This window comes from Pseudomonas gozinkensis, assembly GCF_014863585.1.
Taxonomy (GTDB): Bacteria; Pseudomonadota; Gammaproteobacteria; order Pseudomonadales; family Pseudomonadaceae; genus Aquipseudomonas; species Aquipseudomonas gozinkensis.
Map to the genome: position 1 here is coordinate 1,910,677 of NZ_CP062253.1, position 20,930 is coordinate 1,931,606.

Here is a 20,930-nt window from a genome sequence, read left to right on the forward strand (position 1 = left end):
TTTCCGAATCTAAGCGGGTATATACCCGCGACTGGAGAATAACAATGAGTTCGATGTGGCGTACGTGCGGTTGGGTGTTGCTGGGGAGTGCGCTGATTCTGGCGTTGTCATTGGGCGTGCGGCACGGTTTCGGGTTGTTTCTGTCGCCGATGAGCGCCCAGTTCGGCTGGGGGCGTGAAGTGTTCGCCTTTGCCATCGCCCTTCAGAACCTGATCTGGGGCCTGGCGCAGCCGTTTACCGGCGCACTGGCCGACCGCTTCGGCGCGGCAAAAGTGGTGTTGATCGGCGGTGTGCTCTACGCCTTGGGTCTGGTGTTCATGGGGCTGTCGGAGACGGCACTCGGACTGTCCCTGAGCGCCGGTCTGCTGATCGGCATCGGTCTGTCCGGCACCTCGTTCTCGGTCATCCTTGGTGTGGTCGGCCGCGCCGTGCCACCGGAAAAACGCAGCATGGGCATGGGTATTGCCAGCGCTGCCGGTTCTTTCGGCCAGTTCGCCATGCTGCCAGGCACCCTCGGGCTGATCGGCTGGCTCGGCTGGTCGGCGGCATTGTTGGTGCTGGGCCTGCTGGTGGCGCTGATCGTGCCGCTGGTGAGCATGCTCAAGGACAAACCGCTGCCGGTGCTCGGCCATGAACAAACCCTGTCCGAAGCCCTGCGCGAGGCCTGCTCGCATTCCGGGTTCTGGCTGCTGGCGTTTGGTTTTTTCGTCTGCGGATTTCAGGTGGTGTTCATCGGTGTCCACCTGCCGGCGTATCTGGTCGATCAGCACCTGCCGGCCAGCGTCGGCACCACCGTGCTGGCGTTGATTGGTTTGTTCAACATCTTCGGCACTTACACCGCCGGTTGGCTCGGTGGACGCATGTCCAAGCCGCGTCTGCTGACCGGACTCTATCTGCTGCGCGCGGTGGTGATCGTGCTGTTCCTGTGGCTGCCGGTGACGACGACTTCGGCCTATCTGTTCGGCATGGCCATGGGCTTCCTGTGGCTGTCGACGGTGCCGTTGACCAACGGTACGGTGGCGACCTTGTTTGGCGTGCGAAACCTGTCCATGCTCGGCGGTATCGTGTTCCTGTTCCATCAGCTTGGCTCGTTCCTCGGTGGCTGGCTGGGCGGAGTGGTGTATGACCGGACCGGGAGTTATGACTTGATCTGGCAAGTGGCGGTTCTCTTGAGTCTGCTGGCTGCCGCGCTGAACTGGCCGGTGCGCGAGCGTCCGGTCGAGCGCCTGCAACCGCGTGCGAGCGCTGCATGAACCGTTTCTGGCCGCAGATCGTCATCACCGCACTCGGCGCCGCGTTGCTGGCGCTGGTGTGGTGGGGCTGGCATCAGGGCGGGCTGGCGCTGATGCAGTTGGGCATGGGCGCTTGCTAGACCGGCGGGAGGGCGAGTAACGTCGAGGTCTGACGATTGCTCAAGGATGCCCGACATGCTCAAGCGCTGGTGTGCTGTTCCCGCGTTGCTGATGGCGTTGACCGGACTGGCCCAGGCCGCGGACTGTCCGGATCTGTTGCAAGGTTCGTTGCCCAAGTTGCGGGCCAAGGAATCCATCGACCTGTGTCAGCGCTACGCCGACAAACCGCTGGTGGTGATCAACACGGCCAGCTTCTGTGGTTTCGCGCCGCAGTTCGAAGGGCTCGAAGCCCTCAATAAGCGCTACAAGGCCCAAGGCCTGGAAATGCTCGGCGTGCCTTCCAATGACTTCAAGCAGGAGTCCAAGGACAGCGCCGAGACCGCCAAGGTCTGCTACGCCAACTACGGCGTGACGTTCACCATGACCGAGCCGCAGAAAGTGCGGGGTGACGATGCGACTCACTTGTTCCAGGTGCTGGCCAAACAGAGCAGTGCGCCAAAGTGGAATTTCTACAAATACGTCATCGACCGCCAAGGCAAGGTGATCGCCAATTTCTCCAGCCTGACCAAACCGGATGATCCGGAATTTCTGGCAGCCATCGAGAAAGCCATTGCCTCCCAGCCGCTGAAACCCTGATCGACGGCCATCAAAAAGCCCCGCCTCTGTGAAGAGCGCGGGGCTTTTTAATGGGCGAGGCCTCAAATGGTAAAGAGCTCAGCCTCGCCGTACAGCATCAGAAGCGGTAGGTTGCGCCGACACCGAAGCCGTTTGCCGAGTTTTCATACTGCGAGTTGTAGCTCTGGCCACGATCGTTTTCGTTGCGGATGTTGACCTTCTCTTCCTTCAGGTACGAGTAGGCAACGTCGATGGTCAGGTCTTCGGTCGGGCTCCAGCCGGCACCGATGCTGAAGATGGTCCGGTCGCCGGTCGGGATGCGTGGCGAACGGTCGACGTTGTTGGTCGGCGACTGGTCGAAGGTCAGGCCGGTACGCAGTACCCATTCCTTGTTCAGCTGGTAGGACGTACCGATGGCGTAGGCCCAGGTGTCATGCCAGTTCTGTTCTTCGGTGATCTCGCCGAACTGGCCAGCCAGCAGCGGCTGTACACCGGAGTTCTTGACGGTGATTTTTTCCAGCTGGCTCCAGCGGGTCCAGGTGGTACCGGCGTAGACGTTCCAGCGGTCGTTGATCGCCTGAGTGACCGAAAGGTCCACGGATTCAGGCGTGGTGATCTTCAGCGAAGCGTCGTATTTCTGGTTCGCACCCAGGCCGATTGCGCCCAGCACACCGTAGTTGACCTTGGTGTTGCCTTCGAGCTTGTAGTCGACTTTCGAGTGATAGGTCAGACCCAGGCGAGTGGTGTCGGTAGCCTGTACCAGAACGCCGATGTTGTAGCCCAGCGCGGTGTCGTCACCCTTGATCTTGACCTTGCCATCCGGCGCAGCCTGAGTGATCGACAGGTTGGATTCCAGCGCACCGTCGATGCGGTTGATGGTCGGGCCGAAACCGATCGAGACGACGTCGTTGAACTTGTAGCTGACAGTCGGCTGGAAGGTGATGACCTGAACTTCGGATTTGCTGCCGAAGTAACGGCCGGCGAAGCCGTTTTCATAGTCGGTGATCAGGCCGAAGGGTACGTACACACCCAGGCCGAATGCCCAATGCTCATCGATCGGCTTGACGTAATAGCCCATAGGTACGGAGGTGAAGGGCACCATATCGCCTTTGTTGCTGCCGCCGTTCGGGCTGGAGCTGCCATCGCTGATATCGGTTTTTGCGTCGAGGAATGCAACACCGCCAGTGACTTGTTCACGCGTGATGCGCGACATGCCGGCAGGGTTGCCGTAAACAGTGCTTGCGTCGTCGGCAGAAGAAGATCGCCCGGCGTACCCAGTCCCCATCCCGCTGATGCTGTGTTCGTTGATGGCAAAGCCAGCTGCGAAGATCTGGGTGGATGCCACGGTTACGGCAAGGCTAAGGGTGGTTTTGAGCATGACTTTTTTCATTATTAGAACTCCTGGTGATCACCGGGGCGAAAATTACCAACATTTTCGTCCCGGCGCTATAGTCCGTATGCCTTGAGTTAGAGCGGTTTTGTAGGACAATCCGACCAAAATCACCGCCTGTTGGGCGATATTGCGAAACCATTGGGTCAGCAAGCGACCTGATTCAGCGGTGAAACACAGGTTTGCCAGGCGCAAGTGAAATCGCGCAGACGGCCTTGAGGCTGGAAGGTCTGACGCCAGATGCGCGCCATGCCCAACAGGTCGTCCGGCTCGGGGAGGGTGGGGTTCTGTTCTTCGACGAGCAGCCAGGCGATGGCCGTGGCGTAACGCAGGTTGACGGTCAGTTCGAGATGCGGACCGCTGAGAAAAGCATGCTGGCTGGCGAGGCCGCGCACCAGGCTGGCGCGTTCCGGATCCAGCGCCAGGTAATGATCCCAGAGGGCCTGGTGACGCTGCTCGGCAATCCGGTACAGGCCGTGGCCACGGCGGTCATGCAGGGCGGAACCGAGGGCGGACTGGCTGGCGGCAATGCCCAGCAACAGGGATTCGGCAGTTGCGCAGTGGCGTCCCAGGTAGATCAGCGTAGGACGGATCACATAGCGGCACAGTTCGCTGGCAGCGATACCCATAAAACCCTCGGATCTTGTTATCGGGCGGCGAGGCCTGAAGGGGAGCTTGGCAGCTGTGGATCGACTCAGGCTCGCCGGAAGCGGATCACGCCGCTTGAGTTGAAGTGTAGTGTCATATTCAGGACGTAAAGGCCTGTTTTTAAAATATTTCCGGCGAGGGGTTGTAACCGTTATATCGGTTGGTGCTTACGCGAAAAGTGGCAAAAGGGAAACATCGGGCAATAAAAAGCCCCGCATTTTAAGCGGGGCTTTTGCTTTTGCAGCCATTTCGGCCTCTCAGGCAATCAATGCCTGACGGGTGCGATCAATCACGGCCTGCAGCGGTTCGGCGCTGGAGTATTGATCGGGGTACAGACGCTCGCTGTGGCGGGCGATCCCGTGTTCATTGACCACGGTGAAGCTGAAGCAGCCTTTGCGAGCGGCCATGATCAGGCAGTTCATTGGAGCAAAAGCGTTGGTTAGGGTGCGAATGGCATCCTGAGTCTGGATTTGAGTCGACATAGTTATTAGGTGTTCCTACAAATGACACGGATAAGAACCGTGCAACGTTAAAACGTTCCAGTAACGTCAACCACCATTGGTCGAACGAAGAACCCGACTGGAACAAGGCAGCCAGTTCGAGCGCTATAAAAGTTGGCGCGCTTGGGCTGGCAGGTAGGTACTTAGGAGGACAGGCAACACATCGAGGGCAGAGGTTCTGGGCCCGGGGTGAAGATCCTGATCAATTTGCAGGTTGGTTCGGTCAGAGTAAGTGGTCTTCGCGACACCCTTTGCATTCGATTCAAAGGCTGTGCCGTCGCAAGATTTACCTGGAAACCATCGAGGGGTCGGTCCCGCTTTTGTCGGTGGAGGCTTCTGTGAGAGAAGGCTGACCGTGGGGTGTGTTCGACCGGAATTGACTTTCAGCTTGGTACTAACGCCGCGGATACTAACGGAACGATCCGCAGAAGGCAAACCCGTTAATCAAAAAAACTCAGGGGACATTACCCAGATCCAGCTTCTGCCCCGATCTGGCTCACATCATGACCGTCGGTCGCCATAACCTCGCGCTCGCTGAAGCTCGGCGCAGGGGCTTATCCCCAGCCCGAATGCCGAAATGACCCGAAAAGGCGCATCGATATAACTGCGTAACAGGTACTTGTGCACATTAGTTGCGCAGACTGTAACGGCGCTGTCACAACGATCCTGACCCCGATGGCTGCCTGCATCGAAAGTTTAAGTCAATGAAAAACATCGCTTTTTTTAACTGGTGAAAAAATCGTCAGTTTGACTGCGAGCCCCATTCCACAAGGCTTTGCGGCGGTTGGAGGACGGTTGTCCACTGAGTTATCCACAGCTTCTGTGGATTGTCCCGAGCGCTTGCTCTAGCACGGGCGTGCCGGGTTTTTTTCGACTTTACCTGTGCGAAAAAAAGAGTAGAGTGGCGCGCCTTCCGATCTGCCCCACAGTGCTTTATGAAGTTTCGCTCAGCTCCAGAATCTGTTACCTCCCAACCCCCTCGTGTTACCGCTCCCAAGCGATTTTCCGTGCGCGTGGCCGAATGGCTGCTGGACAGCCCGCGTCTGGGCGACAGCCAGAATGCCAAGCACCTCGCCGGCCGCCTGCTCAAGCAACCGGCCCGGGAAGGGGTGGTCGCGGCGCAGAGTCGCCTCGGCCAGTTGATGTGCCGCGAGTGCGGCAATGCCCGGGATCGCCGGATCGGCCAGGACCTGCTGCGTCAGGCCGCCCGCGCCGGTGACCGACGCGCGCAACAGGAACTCGGTCTGATCGAAGACTGAGCTGTCCAAGACCAGACACCTTGGTTAACCTTCAGGCTTTATCGGATCGGCGGGAATCACTATGGCGATGGACTTGACCAGCATTCTGCTGGGGCTGGCTGGCGCGGCCGTGCCGCTGCTGGCACTGGCCTGGCAACTGCAACGTCGGGCCAGTCAGAACCAGTCTGAAGTCGCGTTGCTCGAAGAGCGGCTGGCCATGGCGCAACTGGCCCAGGACGGCCTCACTGCACAGCTCGAAGCCTGCCGCGATGAAATCGCCGACCTCGGCCAGGCCAACGCCTCCAAACAAGCGGATCTTGCGGCCGTGCGCCGCGAAGTCGAGCTGCTGCAGATCGAGCGCGATGACGCCCGTGACGCTGCCCACGCCTGGAACCTGGAGCGCGCCAACAAGGAAGCCGAATTGCGGCGCCTGGATGCCCAAGCGGCTTCGCTGAATGCCGAATTGCGTGAGCAACAGGAAAGCCATCAACAACGCCTGGATGACCTGCAAGGCTCCCGCGACGAGCTGCGCGCCCAGTTCGCCGAACTGGCCGGCAAGATCTTCGATGAGCGCGAACAACGCTTCGCCGAAACCAGCCAGCAGCGCCTCGGCCAGTTGCTTGATCCTTTGAAAGAACGCATCCAGTCGTTCGAAAAACGCGTCGAGGAAAGCTATCAGGCCGAAGCTCGCGAGCGCTTCTCGCTGGCCAAGGAGCTGGAGCGCTTGCAGCAACTGAACCTGCGCCTCAGCGACGAAGCGACCAACCTGACCCGCGCCCTGAAGGGCCAGAAAACCCAGGGCAACTGGGGCGAGCTGATTCTCGAGCGCGTGCTTGAGCATGCCGGGCTGGAGAAGGGGCGCGAGTACCAGACCCAGGTCAATCTCAAGGGCCCGGACGGCGAGCGTTTCCAGCCGGACGTGATCATTTACCTGCCGGGCGACAAGCAGGTGGTGGTCGACTCCAAGGTCAGCCTCACCGCGTATCAGCAATATGTCGCGGCGGACGACGAGGCCATCGGCCAGATCGCCATGAAGCAGCACGTGCTGTCCCTGCGCAGTCACGTCAAAGGCCTGGCCGGCAAGGATTACAAACGTCTGGAAGGCTTGCACAGCCTCGATTTCGTCTTGCTGTTCGTGCCCATCGAAGCGGCGTTTTCCGCTGCATTGCAAGCCGAGCCGACGTTGTTCCAGGAAGCCTTCGACCGCAACATCGTGATCGTCAGCCCGACCACGCTGCTGGCCACTTTGCGAGTCATCGACAGCCTGTGGAAGCAGGAGCGCCAGAGCCAGAACGCCCGGGAAATCGCCGAGCGCGCCGGCTGGCTGTACGACAAGTTCGTGTTGTTCATTCAGGATCTGGACGAAGTCGGCAATCGCTTGCAGCAACTGGACAAGGCCTACAGCGCGGCGCGCAACAAGCTGACGGAAGGGCGCGGAAACCTGGTCAGCCGCAGCGAACAGCTCAAGCTGCTCGGCGCGCGAGCCAGCAAAAGCCTGCCGGCGGATCTGCTGGAACGCGCGATGACCGACGCCGACGGCCTGGTCGAACTGCCTGAATAAGCCGCTCTGCTAGAGCGGTAAATAGCGACTCAACAACGCCCGCAACGCCGCCGGTTTCACCGGTTTGGCCAGGTAATCCAGTCCCGCCGCGTGCACCTGCGCCACCGTTTCCGGATGCCCATCGGCGCTGATCACTACGCCCGGTACCGGCTCGCCCAGCCTTGTGCGCAACCAGGCCATCAGATCGGTGCCGGTTTCGCCGTGATCGAGGTGATAGTCGACCAAGGCCAATTGTGGCCGCACGCCGTCATCGAGCAGCGCCGCACATTCTTCGCGGTTGCGCGCCGTCCACACTTGGCAGCCCCAGCGCGTGAGCAGGCTGTTCATGCCGATCAGAATGCTGTCTTCGTTGTCGATGCACAGTACCTGCGCGCCACTGTGCAATTTGCCATTGATTTCCAGCGCCGCTGGCGGCTGCACGGTCTGCGCTTTGGCCAGCGGCACGCGAACACTGAACACGCTGCCGCGCCCCGGCCATGAGCGCACGCGCAAGGTATGGCCGAGTACGCGGCACAGGCCATCGGCGATCGCCAGGCCCAGGCCCAGACCTTTTTCAGCGCGGGTCTGGTGACTGTCGAGGCGTTTGAATTCCTCGAAGATCACTTGTTGTTTGTCCTCCGGAATTCCCGGCCCGCGATCCCACACTTCCAGACAGATTTCACCTTTTCGCCGACGCACGCCCAGCAGCACCGGGCCTTTTGCGTAGCGGAAAGCGTTGGTCAGGAAATTCTGCAGAATGCGCCGCAGCAGCTTGATGTCGCTGTCGATGCGCAACTGACTTCCGCGTAACCGGAAACTCAAGCCCTGTTCCTGAGCCAGCGCCTTGAATTCCGCGCCGAGAATATCGAACAGCTCATTGACCACGAACGGCTTGCGATCCGGGTTGATCTTGCCGTTTTCCAGGCGCGAGATGTCCAGCAGGTCGCTGATCAGGTCTTCGGCCGAACGCAGCGAACTGTCCAGATGCTGCACCAGTTTCTGCGCTTCGCCGCTCAAGCCGTCGTCTTGATGGGAGAGGGCGGCGGAGAATAGTCGCGCGGCGTTCAACGGTTGCATCAGGTCGTGACTCACCGCTGCGAGGAAGCGGGTTTTCGACTGGTTGGCCGCCTCGGCATTGCCCTTGGCTTCCGTCAGCGCGACGTTGAGTTGCGACAGTTCCTGAGTCCGTTCGCTGACCCGTTGCTCCAGCCCTTCGTTGGCTTCAGTCAGGGCCTGCTCGGCTTCGCGGAACGCGGTGATGTCGGTGAAACTCATGACGAAACCGCCGCCGGGCATCGGATTGCCGATCAGCTCGATCACCCGGCCGTTGGGGAACAGTCGCTCGGAAGTGTGAGCGCGGCCCTGACGCATCCAGTGCAGGCGCCGGGCAACGTGAACTTCCGCTTCACCGGGACCGCACAAACCGCGCTCGGCGTTGTGGCGGATGATGTCGGCAATCGGCCGGCCGACGCTGATCAAGCCGTCCGGATAGTTGAACAGCTCCAGATAGCGCCGGTTCCAGGCCACCAGTTTCAGTGACTGGTCGACCACGCTGATGCCCTGGGTAATGTTTTCGATGGCGCCTTGCAGCAGCGCACGGTTGAACTGCAACACTTCCGACGCTTCGTCGGCGATCCGGACGACGTCCTCCAGCTGCATTTCCCGACCTTCGATCGCGGCTTTTACGACAGCTCGGGTCGAAGAGGCGCCAAGGACACCCGCCAGCAATCGCTCGGTGTGGGCGATCCATTCGCCGTCGGCGTTCTGGTTCGGGTTGAAGCCTTTGCCTTGGCGGTAGGCGAAGCGGATGAAGCTCTGTCGGGCGCGTTCTTCACCGACAAATCGCGCCGCCAGTTGCAGCAAATCGTCGATCTGCACCGCCAGCATCGAGCGTGCACTCGGTCGAGCGCTGATTTCCTGACCGATGAAACGCCCGGCCTGCCAGTGTTCCGACACCCGTGTACGCGACAACACCGAGACCCAGGCGAACAGGGTGAAGTTACCGGCCAGCGACAGCACCACGCCTTGGGTCAGCGGAGTGATCGGCAGGTTCAGCGGGTTGCTGTGAAGCCATGCGAGGCCCGGGAAAGTCTCCAGCGGCACGCCGAGGCTACGGGCGGCAATCGGCAGGATCAAGGTGTAGAACCACAGGAACGTGCCGGCGGCGAGACCGGCGAACACGCCGCGGCGGTTGGCCTGTTTCCAGTACAGCGCACCGAGCATCGCCGGGGCCAGTTGAGTGACCGCGGCGAAAGCGATCTGGCCGATGGTCGCCAGGCTCGCGGTGGAACCGAGCAAGCGGTAGCTGACGTAAGCCAGCAACAGAATCACCACAATGCTGACCCGACGCACCGAGAGCATCCACTGGCGGAACACTTCGAACGGGCGCTCGGCATTGTTGCGGCGCAGCAGCCACGGCAACAGCATGTCGTTGGAGACCATGGTCGACAGCGCCACGCTCGCCACGATCACCATGCCGGTGGCCGCCGACGCACCGCCGATGAACGCCAGCATCGCCAGCGCCGGGTGGGCCTGGGCCAAGGGAAGGCTGATAACGAAAGAGTCGGGGATGACCGAACTGGGCAGCAGCATCTGACCGGCCAGGGCGATCGGGACTACAAACAGCGCGGCCAGTGCGAGGTAGGCCGGAAACACCCATTTCGCCAGACGCAGATCCTGCGGGTCGATGTTTTCGACCACCGTCACGTGGAACTGCCGGGGCAAGCAGATGATCGCCATCATCGCCACGCCGGTCTGCACGACCATCGACGGCCAGTTGATGGTTTCTTTCCAGTATTCCTCAAGTCGCGGGGCGAGCATTGCCTGATTGAACAGGTCGTCGAAACCGTCATACAGGCCGTAGGTGACGAAGGCGCCGACGGCGAGGAAGGCGAACAGCTTGACCAGCGATTCAAAGGCAATCGCCAGCACCATGCCGCGGTGGTGCTCGGTGGCGTCGAGGTTGCGCGTACCGAAGACGATCGTGAACAGCGCCAGCACCAGTGACACGATCAGCGCCGTGTCCTGGGCGCGGGTGCCCATGGCGTCGGCGCCGGCACCGATCAGCAGGTTCACGCCGAGGACGATGCCTTTGAGTTGCAAGGCGATATAAGGCAGAACGCCGACCAGACAGATCAGCGCGACGACCACCGCCAGCGATTGGGATTTACCGTAACGGGCGGCGATGAAGTCGGCGATGGAAGTGATGTTCTCCTGTTTGCTGATCATCACCATTTTCTGCAGTACCCACGGCGCACCGAGAAGCAGCAGGATCGGCCCGAGGTAGATCGGCAGAAATGACCACAGTTGTTCGGCGGCCTGGCCGACCGCGCCGAAGAACGTCCAGCTGGTGCAATAGACCGCCAGCGACAGGCTGTACACCCAGGCACGCACCCGTGGCGGCAGCGGTGTGCTGCGACGGTCGCCGTAGAAGGCGATGGCGAACATGATGGCCATATAGGCCAGGGCGACGGCGGCGATCAGCCCGGTGGACAACGACATGGAACACTCCCGACAGAAAACGACCGGACTCACGTCCGGTCAGACAGTCTCGCACGGGCGCGGCGGTTAGTCAGTGTCGACCAAGGTCGTGGCGCGGCGGGGTGTCGCAGGAACAGAACCGGGCAGTTCCGGGGTCAGTCCGGTTTGAGCGCGATGTCGATCAGACGGTGCAGTTCTTCGACTTCCAGCGGCGCCGCCGAAAACAGAATGCGGAACACCACCGGGGACACCACCAGATTGATCAGCCGGTCCACGCTCGGCGCCGTTTCCTCTGGGTGACGCTTGATGATGGTCTGCAATTGCGCGCCGATGATCGTTACGCAAAAGCCTGGCGTCGCGCTCGCCTGTACGTCGCGCATCATGTTGCGCCCAGGTTCAGAACTCATTTCGTCGAGATATTGTTCGGCCCATGCGCGGATATCGCTGCGCAGGCTGCCGGTTTGCGCCGGCTCGCTGTCGGGGCGCATGCGGGCGAGGGCGACATCGGCCAGCAAGGCGGCCAGATCTCCCCAGCGCCGATAAATCGTCGACGGCGTCACGCCGGCACGCGCCGCAATTTGCGGGACGGTCACCGTCGAGCGCTCCTGTTCTTGCAGAAGCGCGCGGACTGCCGAATGAATCGACTCCTGCACCCGGGCACTGCGACCGCCGGGGCGTAAACCTTCTTTAATAGCCATGCGGCAGACCTTAACACAAAGAATTTGCTTTAAGCGCAAGCCGAGAGCACACTCCGCAAAAGCAAAAAATTAGCTTTTGCGGAGTGTGCCCATGACCAGCCTTGCTTCCCACCGTTCCAGCCTGTGGTTTCTGGCGATTACCTTACTGAGTTTTCTCGCCGCTTCCACTGCGCCGACGCCGTTGTATCACCTGTATCAGGATCAGCTGCATTTTTCGGCGGCGGTACTGACCCTGATTTTCGGCGTCTACGCCCTCAGTCTGCTGGCCGCGTTGTTGACGGTCGGTTCGCTGTCGGATCACCTGGGACGCAAACCGGTGATCTTCACCGCCGTGACGCTCAACGCGCTGGCGATGCTGCTGTTTATCTACGCCGACAGCGTGGGCTGGCTGATCGGCGCGCGAGTGCTGCAAGGTTTCGCCACCGGCATGGCCACCGCCGTGTTGAGCGCGACGCTGCTGGACACCGACCGTCAGCAGGGTCCGCTGATCAACAGCGTTGCGCCGTTGCTGGGCATGGCTTTGGGCGGGATGGGCTGCGGCTTGCTGGCCGAGTTCGCCCCGGCGCCTTTGCAGTTGACCTATTGGTTGTTGCTCGCGCTGTTTGTGTTGCAGGGCATTTATGTCTGGCGCCTGCCGGAAAGCGTTTCGCCGCAGGCCGGGGCATGGGCCTCGTTGCGGCCGACCCTGCATGTGCCGGTGCAGGCGCGTTCGACGCTTTGGCGAGTCTTGCCGCTGAACACCGCGACCTGGGCGCTCGGCGGTTTTTATGCCTCGCTGGCCCCATCGCTGGTGCGCACGGCCACCGGTTCCACCTCCAACCTGATCGGCGGCGCGACCGTTGCTGCGCTGACCGTGACCGGTGCGTTGATGATCTTCACGTTGCGCAATCGTCCGGCCTCCCGGGCGCTTCAACTCGGGGCGAGCCTGCTGCCGGCCGGTATCGTGCTGATTTTGCTGGGCGTACACAGCGCCAGTCTGTCGCTGTTCTTCTTTGGCACGCTGGTGGCCGGTTGTGGCTTTGGCTCTGGTTTTCTCGGTGCAGTGCGCAGTCTGGTGCCGCTGGCATTGCCTCATGAACGTGCCGGACTGATGTCGGCGTTTTATGTGCTGAGTTACCTGGCGTTCTGCCTGCCGGCGTTGCTGGCCGGGCACTTCACCCATAGCGTGGGCCTGCTGGCCACCACCGATGTATATGGTGCGGTGCTGATTGTGCTGGCGGTCGGTGCGCTGCTGATGAGTTTCCGGGCGCAAGCGGCCAAGACCTGCAGCACTCCATAACACCTCTGGATTCGGTTAGCCTTGGCCAGCCCCTTCTTTTCACGGATCGACGCATGAAGATTATCCGCAGCAAGACCTTCACCGCCGAGCGCGCCTGGGGCGCGCTCGACATCGCCAACATGAACGGCATCACCACGCGTCTGCACTGGACCGACCAGCCGTACAAATGGCACGTCAATGACGGTGAAGAGGTGTTTGTGGTACTCGACGGCAAAGTGCTCATGCACTATCGCGAAGAAGGTGAGGAGAAGCAGGCCTTGCTCGACGTTGGCGACATCTTCTACGCGTCCATCGGTACCGAACACGTCGCTCATCCTCAAGGCGCGGCGCGGATTCTGGTGATCGAAACCGAAGGCAGTGTCTGACCTCATATCTACAAAACAGATAACAGTTAGAGATATTACCCGTTATATAGATATTCGATTCGGTTCTACCATGAACTCAACCTCACCTGAGGACAGGAGTTCATGATGATTTGCCCTAACAGCGCCAAACCTGGCATCAAGCCATTCAGCCAGCTTCAACACCCGCGTGAAGTGATCCGCCAATTCACCCCGAACTGGTTCGCCGCGACCATGGGCACCGGCGTGCTGGCGTTGGCGCTGGCGCAATTGCCGGTGTCCATTCCCGGCCTGCACGCCGTGGCCGAAGGTCTGTGGCTGTTCAACATTCTGTTGTTCGTGCTGTTTACCGCTGCCTACGCGGCACGCTGGATTCTGTTCTTCGACGAGGCGCGGCGGATCTTCGGCCATTCCACGGTTTCGATGTTCTTCGGCACCATCCCGATGGGACTGGCGACCATCATCAACGGCGTTCTGCTGTTCGGTCTGCCGCGCTGGGGCGAGGGCGTCATTCATCTCGCCGAAGTGCTGTGGTGGCTGGACGTGGCGATGTCGCTGGCCTGCGGCGTGCTGATTCCCTACATGATGTTCACCCGTCAGGAACACAGCATTGATCAGATGACCGCTGTCTGGCTGCTGCCGGTAGTGGCGGCGGAAGTGGCGGCGGCCAGCGGTGGACTGCTGGCACCGCATCTCGCCGATGCGCACTCGCAACTGGTGGTGTTGGTGACCAGCTACGTACTCTGGGCATTTTCTCTGCCGGTGGCGTTCAGCATTCTGACCATCCTGTTGTTGCGAATGGCCTTGCACAAGCTGCCCCACGAAAACATGGCGGCCTCGAGTTGGCTCGCCCTTGGGCCGATCGGCACCGGCGCCTTGGGCATGTTGCTGCTGGGCGGCGATGCCCCGGCGATCTTTGCGGCCAATGGTCTGCCGGGCGTCGGTGAAATCGCTTCGGGCCTGGGGGTGGTCGCCGGGATCACCTTGTGGGGCTTCGGTTTGTGGTGGATGTTGATGGCGCTGCTGATCACCGTGCGATACCTGCGTGACGGCATCCCGTTCAACCTTGGCTGGTGGGGATTTACCTTCCCGCTGGGCGTTTATTCGCTGGCGACTCTGAAACTGGGCAGCACGTTGCACCTGACGTTCTTCAGTGTGGCCGGTTGTGTACTGGTGACGTTGCTGGCGGTGATGTGGCTGATCGTCGGTAAACGCACGCTGCAAGGTGCGTGGCGCGGCGAGCTGTTTGTTTCACCGTGCATTGCAGGTTTGAAGAAATAACCTGCGAAGATTAGGTAATGTGTGGCCCGGATCGCGGTTCGAGATTCTTATAAGCGTAGCCAGGCCACTCGCTACCTTCTCTTTCCAAAAACAACAGGGTCACACGGAAGATGAGTCACCCCTCACAGTTCAACCTGCTGCGCACCCGGCGCTTCCTGCCGTTCTTCATCACCCAGTCGCTGGGCGCGTTCAACGACAACGTGTTCAAGCAGTCGCTGATCCTCGCCATTCTCTACCGGCTGACCATCGAAGGTGACCGCTCGATCTGGGTCAACCTGTGTGCGCTGCTGTTTATCCTGCCGTTCTTTCTGTTTTCGGCGCTTGCCGGACAGTTCGGGGAAAAATTCGCCAAGGACGCGTTGATCCGTCTGATAAAACTGGCAGAAATCGCCATCATGGCCGTGGGATCCGTCGGCTTCCTGTTCGATCACTTGTCATTGATGCTGGTGGCGCTGTTCGCCATGGGCACGCACTCGGCACTGTTCGGGCCGGTGAAATATTCGATCCTGCCCCAGGCATTGCGCGACGACGAACTGGTCGGCGGCAACGGGCTGGTGGAAATGGGCACGTTCCTGGCGATCCTGGCCGGGACTATCGGCGCCGGGGTGATGATGTCGTCGGCCAATTACGCGCCGGTGGTGTCCGCCGCAATTGTCGGCATCGCCGTGCTGGGTTATCTGGCCAGTCGCAGCATTCCTCGCGCTGCGGCGGCGACCCCGGAAATGCGCTTGAACTGGAACATCTTCAGTCAATCCTGGGCGACCTTGAAACTGGGCCTCGGGCAGACGCCAGCAGTGTCGCGCTCGATTGTCGGCAACTCGTGGTTCTGGTTCGTCGGGGCGATTTATCTGACGCAGATTCCGGCCTATGCCAAGGAGTGGATGCACGGTGACGAAACCGTGGTCACCCTGATCCTTACCGTGTTTTCGGTCGGTATCGCACTGGGTTCGATGCTGTGCGAGAAGCTATCCGGGCGCAAAGTCGAGATCGGTCTGGTGCCGTTCGGTTCGTTTGGCCTGACGGTTTTCGGGCTGTTGCTGTGGTGGCACTCCGGCGGAATTCCGGAGAGCGCCGTTGGCCACAGCTGGACTGAAGTGCTCGGCTTCGGTCACGCCTGGGCCGTATTGGTCGATATTCTCGGCCTCGGCATCTTTGGCGGTTTCTACATCGTGCCGCTGTACGCGCTGATTCAGTCGCGTACCGCCGAGAACGAGCGGGCGCGGGTGATTGCCGCCAACAACATTCTCAACGCGCTGTTCATGGTGATTTCGGCCATCGTATCCATCGTGTTGCTGAGCGTGGTCAAGCTGTCGATTCCGCAGCTGTTCCTGGTGGTGTCGCTGCTGAACATCGGCGTCAACGCCTACATCTTCAAGATCGTCCCCGAGTTCAGTATGCGTTTCATGATCTGGCTGCTCAGCCATTCCATGTACCGCGTCGAGCATCGCAACCTTGAAGCGATTCCCGATGAAGGCGCGGCCTTGCTCGTGTGCAATCACGTTTCGTTTGTCGATGCGTTGCTGATTGGCGGCGCGGTGCGTCGGCCGATTCGCTTTGTCATGTACTACAAGATCTACAACCTGCCAGTGCTGAACTTTATCTTCCGCACGGCGGGGACCATTCCTATCGCCGGACGTCAGGAAGACATTCAGATTTACGAAAAGGCCTTCACCCGGATTGCCCAGTATCTGAAGGACGGTGAGCTTGTCTGCATCTTCCCGGAAGGCAGGTTGACCGCCGATGGCGAGATCAACGAGTTCAAGGGCGGGCTGACGCGGATTCTCGAAGAGACACCGGTGCCAGTGATTCCGCTGGCGTTGCAGGGGTTGTGGGGGAGTTTCTTCAGTCGCGATCCGAACAAGGGACTGTTCCGGCGCTTGTGGTCACGGGTGACGCTGGTGGCGGGTTCGCCGGTTGCCGTTGAAGCAGCGCAACCGGTTGAATTGCAGGCGTTGGTCGGGGAGTTGCGCGGGTCAGTCAGATAATCATTGGCTGTGCTGGCCTCATCGCGGGCAAGCCCGGCTCCCACAGGATCTTCAGAGAGCACAGATTTTGTGCACACCCGAAAACCTGTGGGAGCGAGCTTGCTCGCGATGGCAGTAGTGGCTCAAGCGCTGACCTTGAGCCCGATCAACCCGGTGACGATCAACGCCACGCTGGCCAGCCGAATCAACGCCATCGACTCGCCAAACAGAATGATCCCGGCAATCACCGTGCCCACGGCACCGACGCCAGTCCAGATCGCATAAGCCGTGCCCAGCGGCAATTCCTTCATCGCCAGACCCAGCAAGCCCAAGCTGACTGCCATGGCGGCAACGGTGAGAACGGTCGGAAGCGGACGGGTGAAGCCATCGGTGTATTTGAGGCCGACGGCCCAGCCGACTTCGAACAGGCCGGCGAAAAACAGAATGATCCAGGACATGAAAGACCTCCATCGATTGACGGGGCCGTCCCCAGATTGAAAACTCGATTGAGCCGCAGGGTCGTCCCCGCGTGGCGCACATACTACCTAAAATTGTGCGCCGCGCCTTGATCCGGGATCAGTCGGCCGCTTTTTGCGCCAGCGCCTCACGGTCTTCTTTTTCGCTCATCCGTCGGAAGTACGTCGAAAGCAGCGCCCCGGAAATGTTGTGCCACACACTGAACAGAGCGCTCGGCACTGCCGCCAGCGGTGAGAAGTGCGCACTGGCCAGCGCAGCACCCAATCCCGAGTTCTGCATGCCGACTTCCAGCGCCAGGGATTTGCGCTGAGGCAGTGGCAGACCAAACAGGCGTCCGGTGAAATAACCCAGCAAATAGCCGAAGCTGTTGTGCAGCATCACCACAGCCATGATCAGCAGGCCGGATTCGGCGATTTTCGCCTGGCTGGCGGCGACCACGGCGGCGACGATGATCACGATGCTGACCACCGACACCAGCGGCAACACTTCCACCGCGTGGCGCACCTTGTCACCAAGCACCCGTTGCGCGACCACGCCGAGGATGATCGGCAGCAGGACCACTTGCAGGATCGACCAGAACAATTCCATGAACGAAACCGGCAACCACGCCGAAGCCAACAGCCAGATCAGCGCCGGGGTCAGCAGTGGGGCGAGGAGGGTGGTAACGGCGGCGATGGCCACCGACAGCGCCAGGTCGCCACGGGCCAGCCAGGTCATGACGTTCGATGAGGTGCCGCTCGGGCAGCAACCGACCAGAATCACCCCGACGGCGATTTCCGGCGGCAGGTGAAAAACCTGGCAAAGCAACCATGCCATCCCCGGCATGATCACGAAATGCGCAACTACGCCCAGCGCCACACGCCACGGATGGCGGGCGACGGCGGCGAAGTCGTCGAGTTTCAGAGTCAGGCCCATGCCGAACATCACCAGCCCGAGCAGCGGCACGATCGCGCCTTTGAGGCCGAGGAACCAGGCCGGTTGCAGGAACGCGATCACCGCGAAAATCAGGACCCAGTAAGCGAAGGTGTTGCCGACAAAACGACTCAGTGCAGCCAGTGCGCGCATGGCCTGTTCCTTATTATTAATGACAACACAAAACATTGTGGGAGCTGGCTTGCCAGCGATGACGGCATGTCAGACGCGATTTGAGCTATCTGTAACACCGCTATCGCTGGCAAGCCAGCTCCCACACTTGACTCGGTTTCTTCAGTTGAAACCGCTTTATGCTTAGATCCCTTGCGGAGTCTCTTCGCCGCCCAGTGCTTCAACCAGCGCCGGGAGGAAGTCGCCGAACGTCAGCATCATCAGGGTGAAGCTGGCGTCCAGTTGACCGAGGGCTTCGTCGCCACCGTCCTGTTCCGCCTGATCCTGCAACAGGTCTTCGAATTTCAGACGTTTGACGGTCATCTTGTCGTCGAGCATGAACGACAGTTTGTCCTGCCAGGCCAGCGACAGTTGAGTCACCACTTTGCCGGTGCTCAGGTGCAGCTGGATTTCTTCGCTGGTCAGGTCCTGACGCTTGCAACGCACGATGCCGCCGTCTTCGTGGGTGTCGCGCAATTCGCACTCGTCCAGAACGAAGAAGTCCGGAGCGGCTTGCTGGGTGGTGACCCATTCGGTCATCACGGCGGTCGGCGCGGTTTTCACGGTCAGCGGGCGAACCGGCAGGGTACCGATCACTTCACGCAGGGTGGAGAGGAGGTCTTCGGCGCGTTTCGGGCTGGCCGAGTTGACCAGGATCAGACCCTGTTTCGGCGCGATAGCGGCGAAGGTTGACGAGCGGCGGATAAAGGCGCGCGGCAGGAACGCCTGGATGATTTCATCCTTGATCTGATCGCGTTCCTTCTTATAGACCTTGCGCATCTGCTCGGCTTCGATCTCTTCGACCTTTTCCTTGACTGCATCGCGCACGACGCTGCCCGGCAGGATGCGTTCTTCTTTACGGGCGGAGATCAGCAGGAAGTCACCGCTGACGTGCACCAGTGGAGCATCTTCGCCCTTGCCGAACGGCGCGACGAAACCGTAGGTGGTCAACTCCTGGCTTGCACATGGACGCGCCAGTTTGGTGGCCAGTGCAGTTTCCAGCGCCTCGGCATCGACAGGCAGGTCTTGGGTCAGGCGATAGATAAGCAGGTTTTTGAACCACATGGGGTGAGTCTCTCCTTTATACAAAGGGGGGCATTATTGTCTTCGCCGGGTCATAGGCCAACCCTTCTCTAAGCCTTTGGAAGGGCTAAGAAAATTAATTAAAAAAGTGCTTGCCAGAGGTTGGGTCGCTCCGTAGAATGCGCGCCACACCGAAGCGAAGGGTGATTAGCTCAGCTGGGAGAGCGTCTGCCTTACAAGCAGAATGTCGGCGGTTCGATCCCGTCATCACCCACCATTCGTTTCAAGTGTTTAGCGCAGCGGTAGTTCAGTCGGTTAGAATACCGGCCTGTCACGCCGGGGGTCGCGGGTTCGAGTCCCGTCCGCTGCGCCATATTCGGTAACCTGGAACACTGAACGCCAGGTCACCACGGAAAAACCCGCCAAGGCGGGTTTTTTTCTGCCTCGAGTTGTACCTGCGGGATGTGTCGTTTCACCGGTTTTCGGATTTATTTGAAAAAAACTTCAATTAAATCAACACATTACGAAAATCTGTGGCATAATGCGCCCCGTAACGAAGCGAAGGGTGATTAGCTCAGCTGGGAGAGCGTCTGCCTTACAAGCAGAATGTCGGCGGTTCGATCCCGTCATCACCCACCATTCGTTTCAAGCGTTTCGCGCAGCGGTAGTTCAGTCGGTTAGAATACCGGCCTGTCACGCCGGGGGTCGCGGGTTCGAGTCCCGTCCGCTGCGCCATATTCGGTAATCTGGAACACTGAACGCCAGATCACCACAGAAAGCCCGCCTTGTGCGGGCTTTTTGCTGTCCGGGATTTGGCTTTTGCCGGGCCAGAACATGCGAAAGCGACCTTTGACGGTCGCTTTTTTCGTTTCTGGCGCTGCTATTGCGCCGAGTTGCGGCTGTGGCGGTAATCGCTGACCGCTTCATACACCGCTTTGCGCAACCGGTTGATCCCGCCAATCGGGCGATGGGCATCGATGCCGAACCAGGGATTGAACGACAGGTTGTCGCATTGCAGGTTCAGCGCCGGGGTGTCGAAGTCCTGCGGGAGCAGGGTGATCCTGGCCACTGTCTGGAATGGGCTGTCCTGTTCGCGCCATTCGATGCTGGTGTCTTCGATCGGCATGTACTTGTTCGCGTCCTGCCGCTGGATCTGCAACACGAAACACGCCGGTATCCGGTCTGTCGACAGTTGTTGATTCAATGCATTGCGCAGGAAGTTCGGCAGATCCTGGTTCTGTTTCGGCAAGGTATAAGCAGGGCAGCGCTCCGGATCCGGCATCACCCGGAACTTGGCATTGGCCTCGCCGAACTTGTAGGGCGATACCGAGAAATATGTCGTGCGGGTCGGGCTTTCCGGCGGTGGCGAAAGGGTTGCCAGCGCAATGAACAGATGCCGGATCTGCCAACTGCGCGGATCCCACCCCGGAAAAAACGCCATGATCTTCTTGCCGTCAGCCTGCGCCGCCACATTCTGACGGTACTCGGCGACATCGCTGACAAAGAAGTTCGGATGGCTGAACATCACGAAATCCTGCTCGTGCAGCCCCTGACGGTCACCCAGCAACTGCTTGCCCGGCACATCGAGCAATTTGAGCGCCATGCCCCGGGCATCGCGGATGCTGTCGAATTGCGGATAGGCGTTGCCGTTGGACAGACGCATCGTCGCTTTCCACAGCTTGCCCGGTTCGCTGAAGACGCCCTGGCGCAATTCCTGAGCCAGATCCGGCAACACCTGCACGTCGGCCTTCACGCAGCCGTGGGCTTTGGCATGGGCATCGCGCAGGTAGCGGGTGCTTTCGCGGTGCTGATCGACGATGCGCACGGCGGTCTGAATCACATCCTGGGTCATGGCGGCTTCGCCGTCCGGAATCTGCTCGAGCGCCGACACCGGGCCACGGTACTGCCAGGCGAACCACGCGGTGGTCAGGGCCCAGCCAATCAGGCCGATCACCAGCAGGATCAACAAGGTTTTGCCCAGTAACCGTCCCAGCCAGAGCCAGAAACGCGCCAGCATCGAA

The 20,930-nt window shown here is 60.3% G+C and carries 18 protein-coding genes and 4 tRNA genes; 13 read left to right on the plus strand and 9 right to left on the minus strand.

Translation table 11 applies throughout. From position 1 onward, the window contains the following. The first annotated feature begins 44 nt into the window (after positions 1 to 44). Genes IHQ43_RS08640 through IHQ43_RS08645 form a run of 3 tightly spaced genes read left to right on the plus strand, consistent with a single transcriptional unit; the run spans position 45 to position 1,988 of the window. Positions 45 to 1,253, plus strand: a complete 1,209-nt coding sequence (locus tag IHQ43_RS08640) for an MFS transporter (RefSeq protein ID WP_007950414.1) — start codon at positions 45 to 47, stop codon at positions 1,251 to 1,253. Then, positions 1,250 to 1,372, plus strand: a complete 123-nt coding sequence (locus tag IHQ43_RS29695) for a hypothetical protein (RefSeq protein ID WP_262194153.1) — start codon at positions 1,250 to 1,252, stop codon at positions 1,370 to 1,372. The genes IHQ43_RS08640 and IHQ43_RS29695 overlap by 4 nt, the downstream gene beginning before the upstream one ends. Positions 1,373 to 1,427: 55 nt before the next feature. Next, on the plus strand, positions 1,428 to 1,988 hold the full coding sequence (locus IHQ43_RS08645; RefSeq protein ID WP_192564053.1) for a glutathione peroxidase: 561 nt from the start codon (positions 1,428 to 1,430) through the stop codon (positions 1,986 to 1,988). A 97-nt stretch (positions 1,989 to 2,085) separates the two neighbouring features. On the opposite strand, the gene IHQ43_RS08650 is transcribed toward IHQ43_RS08645, so the two are convergent. From IHQ43_RS08650 to IHQ43_RS08660, 3 genes are all read right to left on the minus strand, one after another. Continuing rightward, the gene (locus IHQ43_RS08650) at positions 2,086 to 3,357 is read right to left on the minus strand and encodes an OmpP1/FadL family transporter (RefSeq protein WP_007950417.1); all 1,272 of its coding nucleotides are present in this window, start codon (positions 3,355 to 3,357) and stop codon (positions 2,086 to 2,088) included. A gap of 146 nt (positions 3,358 to 3,503) precedes the next feature. Further along, entirely contained in the window at positions 3,504 to 3,986 is a 483-nt protein-coding gene (locus IHQ43_RS08655) for a hypothetical protein (protein ID WP_192564054.1), read from the minus strand. A 276-nt stretch (positions 3,987 to 4,262) separates the two neighbouring features. Next, positions 4,263 to 4,487, minus strand: a complete 225-nt coding sequence (locus IHQ43_RS08660) for a hypothetical protein (protein ID WP_007950419.1) — start codon at positions 4,485 to 4,487, stop codon at positions 4,263 to 4,265. A 953-nt stretch (positions 4,488 to 5,440) separates the two neighbouring features. Between IHQ43_RS08660 and IHQ43_RS08665 the strand changes: the two genes are divergently transcribed. Both IHQ43_RS08665 and IHQ43_RS08670 read left to right on the plus strand, forming a co-directional pair. After that, positions 5,441 to 5,764 carry an SEL1-like repeat protein gene (locus IHQ43_RS08665; RefSeq protein ID WP_081493545.1) on the plus strand — a complete coding sequence of 108 codons (324 nt, stop codon included), beginning with the start codon at positions 5,441 to 5,443 and terminating at the stop codon, positions 5,762 to 5,764. 175 nt (positions 5,765 to 5,939) lie between these two features. Further along, positions 5,940 to 7,304, plus strand: a complete 1,365-nt coding sequence (locus IHQ43_RS08670) for a DNA recombination protein RmuC (RefSeq protein WP_170929427.1) — start codon at positions 5,940 to 5,942, stop codon at positions 7,302 to 7,304. Positions 7,305 to 7,313: 9 nt separating this feature from the next. Here IHQ43_RS08670 and IHQ43_RS08675 read toward each other — a convergent pair whose 3' ends face one another. Together IHQ43_RS08675 and IHQ43_RS08680 are read right to left on the minus strand one after the other, a co-directional pair. Next, positions 7,314 to 10,784, minus strand: coding sequence for a hybrid sensor histidine kinase/response regulator (locus tag IHQ43_RS08675; RefSeq protein WP_192564055.1), 3,471 nt, complete (start codon positions 10,782 to 10,784; stop codon positions 7,314 to 7,316). A 134-nt stretch (positions 10,785 to 10,918) separates the two neighbouring features. Next, entirely contained in the window at positions 10,919 to 11,461 is a 543-nt protein-coding gene (locus IHQ43_RS08680) for a TetR/AcrR family transcriptional regulator (protein ID WP_192564056.1), read from the minus strand. A gap of 91 nt (positions 11,462 to 11,552) precedes the next feature. On the opposite strand from IHQ43_RS08680, the gene IHQ43_RS08685 reads away from it, so the two are divergent. The 4 genes from IHQ43_RS08685 (at position 11,553) to IHQ43_RS08700 (ending at position 16,347) form a co-directional block, all read left to right on the plus strand. Continuing rightward, a complete protein-coding gene (locus IHQ43_RS08685; RefSeq protein WP_192564057.1) occupies positions 11,553 to 12,740 on the plus strand; it encodes an MFS transporter in 1,188 nt (395 codons plus the stop codon). Positions 12,741 to 12,793: 53 nt separating this feature from the next. Next, a complete protein-coding gene (locus IHQ43_RS08690) occupies positions 12,794 to 13,105 on the plus strand; it encodes a cupin domain-containing protein (RefSeq protein ID WP_192564058.1) in 312 nt (103 codons plus the stop codon). A 105-nt stretch (positions 13,106 to 13,210) separates the two neighbouring features. Next, a complete protein-coding gene (locus IHQ43_RS08695; protein ID WP_192564059.1) occupies positions 13,211 to 14,362 on the plus strand; it encodes a TDT family transporter in 1,152 nt (383 codons plus the stop codon). A 110-nt stretch (positions 14,363 to 14,472) separates the two neighbouring features. Then, positions 14,473 to 16,347 (plus strand): MFS transporter, encoded by a 1,875-nt coding sequence (locus IHQ43_RS08700; protein ID WP_192564060.1) that lies wholly within the window; start codon positions 14,473 to 14,475, stop codon positions 16,345 to 16,347. 122 nt (positions 16,348 to 16,469) lie between these two features. Here IHQ43_RS08700 and sugE read toward each other — a convergent pair whose 3' ends face one another. The 3 genes from sugE to rdgC form a co-directional block, all read right to left on the minus strand. Next, positions 16,470 to 16,784: a quaternary ammonium compound efflux SMR transporter SugE gene (gene sugE / locus IHQ43_RS08705; RefSeq protein ID WP_039769847.1), complete on the minus strand. Its 315-nt coding sequence runs from the start codon at positions 16,782 to 16,784 to the stop codon at positions 16,470 to 16,472. A gap of 118 nt (positions 16,785 to 16,902) precedes the next feature. Next, a complete protein-coding gene (locus IHQ43_RS08710; protein ID WP_192564061.1) occupies positions 16,903 to 17,868 on the minus strand; it encodes a bile acid:sodium symporter family protein in 966 nt (321 codons plus the stop codon). A 162-nt stretch (positions 17,869 to 18,030) separates the two neighbouring features. Beyond that, complete coding sequence (gene rdgC / locus IHQ43_RS08715; protein ID WP_007950430.1) at positions 18,031 to 18,951, minus strand: recombination-associated protein RdgC; 921 nt, start codon at positions 18,949 to 18,951, stop codon at positions 18,031 to 18,033. 159 nt (positions 18,952 to 19,110) lie between these two features. On the opposite strand from rdgC, the gene IHQ43_RS08720 reads away from it, so the two are divergent. The 4 genes from IHQ43_RS08720 (at position 19,111) to IHQ43_RS08735 (ending at position 19,644) form a co-directional block, all read left to right on the plus strand. Continuing rightward, a tRNA-Val gene (locus IHQ43_RS08720) sits at positions 19,111 to 19,186 on the plus strand. Positions 19,187 to 19,205: 19 nt separating this feature from the next. Then, positions 19,206 to 19,282, plus strand: a tRNA-Asp gene (locus IHQ43_RS08725). Between the two features lie 190 nt (positions 19,283 to 19,472). Then, a tRNA-Val gene (locus IHQ43_RS08730) sits at positions 19,473 to 19,548 on the plus strand. Between the two features lie 19 nt (positions 19,549 to 19,567). Beyond that, positions 19,568 to 19,644, plus strand: a tRNA-Asp gene (locus tag IHQ43_RS08735). 145 nt (positions 19,645 to 19,789) lie between these two features. Here the strand turns inward: IHQ43_RS08735 and IHQ43_RS08740 are convergent. Further along, positions 19,790 to 20,926: a catalase family protein gene (locus IHQ43_RS08740; protein ID WP_192564964.1), complete on the minus strand. Its 1,137-nt coding sequence runs from the start codon at positions 20,924 to 20,926 to the stop codon at positions 19,790 to 19,792. Positions 20,927 to 20,930 lie beyond the last annotated feature (4 nt).

Bases quoted from the DNA above. Each gene is read 5' to 3' on its own strand.
- IHQ43_RS29695 (WP_262194153.1), top strand. From the start codon at position 1,250: ATGAACCGTTTCTGGCCGCAGATCGTCATCACCGCACTCGGCGCCGCG.
- IHQ43_RS08710 (WP_192564061.1), bottom strand. From the start codon at position 17,868: ATGCGCGCACTGGCTGCACTGAGTCGTTTTGTCGGCAACACCTTCGCT.
- IHQ43_RS08680 (WP_192564056.1), bottom strand. From the start codon at position 11,461: ATGGCTATTAAAGAAGGTTTACGCCCCGGCGGTCGCAGTGCCCGGGTG.
- IHQ43_RS08665 (WP_081493545.1), top strand. From the start codon at position 5,441: ATGAAGTTTCGCTCAGCTCCAGAATCTGTTACCTCCCAACCCCCTCGT.
- IHQ43_RS08695 (WP_192564059.1), top strand. From the start codon at position 13,211: ATGATTTGCCCTAACAGCGCCAAACCTGGCATCAAGCCATTCAGCCAG.
- IHQ43_RS08640 (WP_007950414.1), top strand. From the start codon at position 45: ATGAGTTCGATGTGGCGTACGTGCGGTTGGGTGTTGCTGGGGAGTGCG.
- IHQ43_RS08690 (WP_192564058.1), top strand. From the start codon at position 12,794: ATGAAGATTATCCGCAGCAAGACCTTCACCGCCGAGCGCGCCTGGGGC.
- IHQ43_RS08685 (WP_192564057.1), top strand. From the start codon at position 11,553: ATGACCAGCCTTGCTTCCCACCGTTCCAGCCTGTGGTTTCTGGCGATT.
- IHQ43_RS08740 (WP_192564964.1), bottom strand. From the start codon at position 20,926: ATGCTGGCGCGTTTCTGGCTCTGGCTGGGACGGTTACTGGGCAAAACC.
- sugE (WP_039769847.1), bottom strand. From the start codon at position 16,784: ATGTCCTGGATCATTCTGTTTTTCGCCGGCCTGTTCGAAGTCGGCTGG.
- IHQ43_RS08675 (WP_192564055.1), bottom strand. From the start codon at position 10,784: ATGTCGTTGTCCACCGGGCTGATCGCCGCCGTCGCCCTGGCCTATATG.
- IHQ43_RS08650 (WP_007950417.1), bottom strand. From the start codon at position 3,357: ATGAAAAAAGTCATGCTCAAAACCACCCTTAGCCTTGCCGTAACCGTG.
- IHQ43_RS08655 (WP_192564054.1), bottom strand. From the start codon at position 3,986: ATGGGTATCGCTGCCAGCGAACTGTGCCGCTATGTGATCCGTCCTACG.
- IHQ43_RS08645 (WP_192564053.1), top strand. From the start codon at position 1,428: ATGCTCAAGCGCTGGTGTGCTGTTCCCGCGTTGCTGATGGCGTTGACC.
- IHQ43_RS08700 (WP_192564060.1), top strand. From the start codon at position 14,473: ATGAGTCACCCCTCACAGTTCAACCTGCTGCGCACCCGGCGCTTCCTG.
- IHQ43_RS08660 (WP_007950419.1), bottom strand. From the start codon at position 4,487: ATGTCGACTCAAATCCAGACTCAGGATGCCATTCGCACCCTAACCAAC.
- rdgC (WP_007950430.1), bottom strand. From the start codon at position 18,951: ATGTGGTTCAAAAACCTGCTTATCTATCGCCTGACCCAAGACCTGCCT.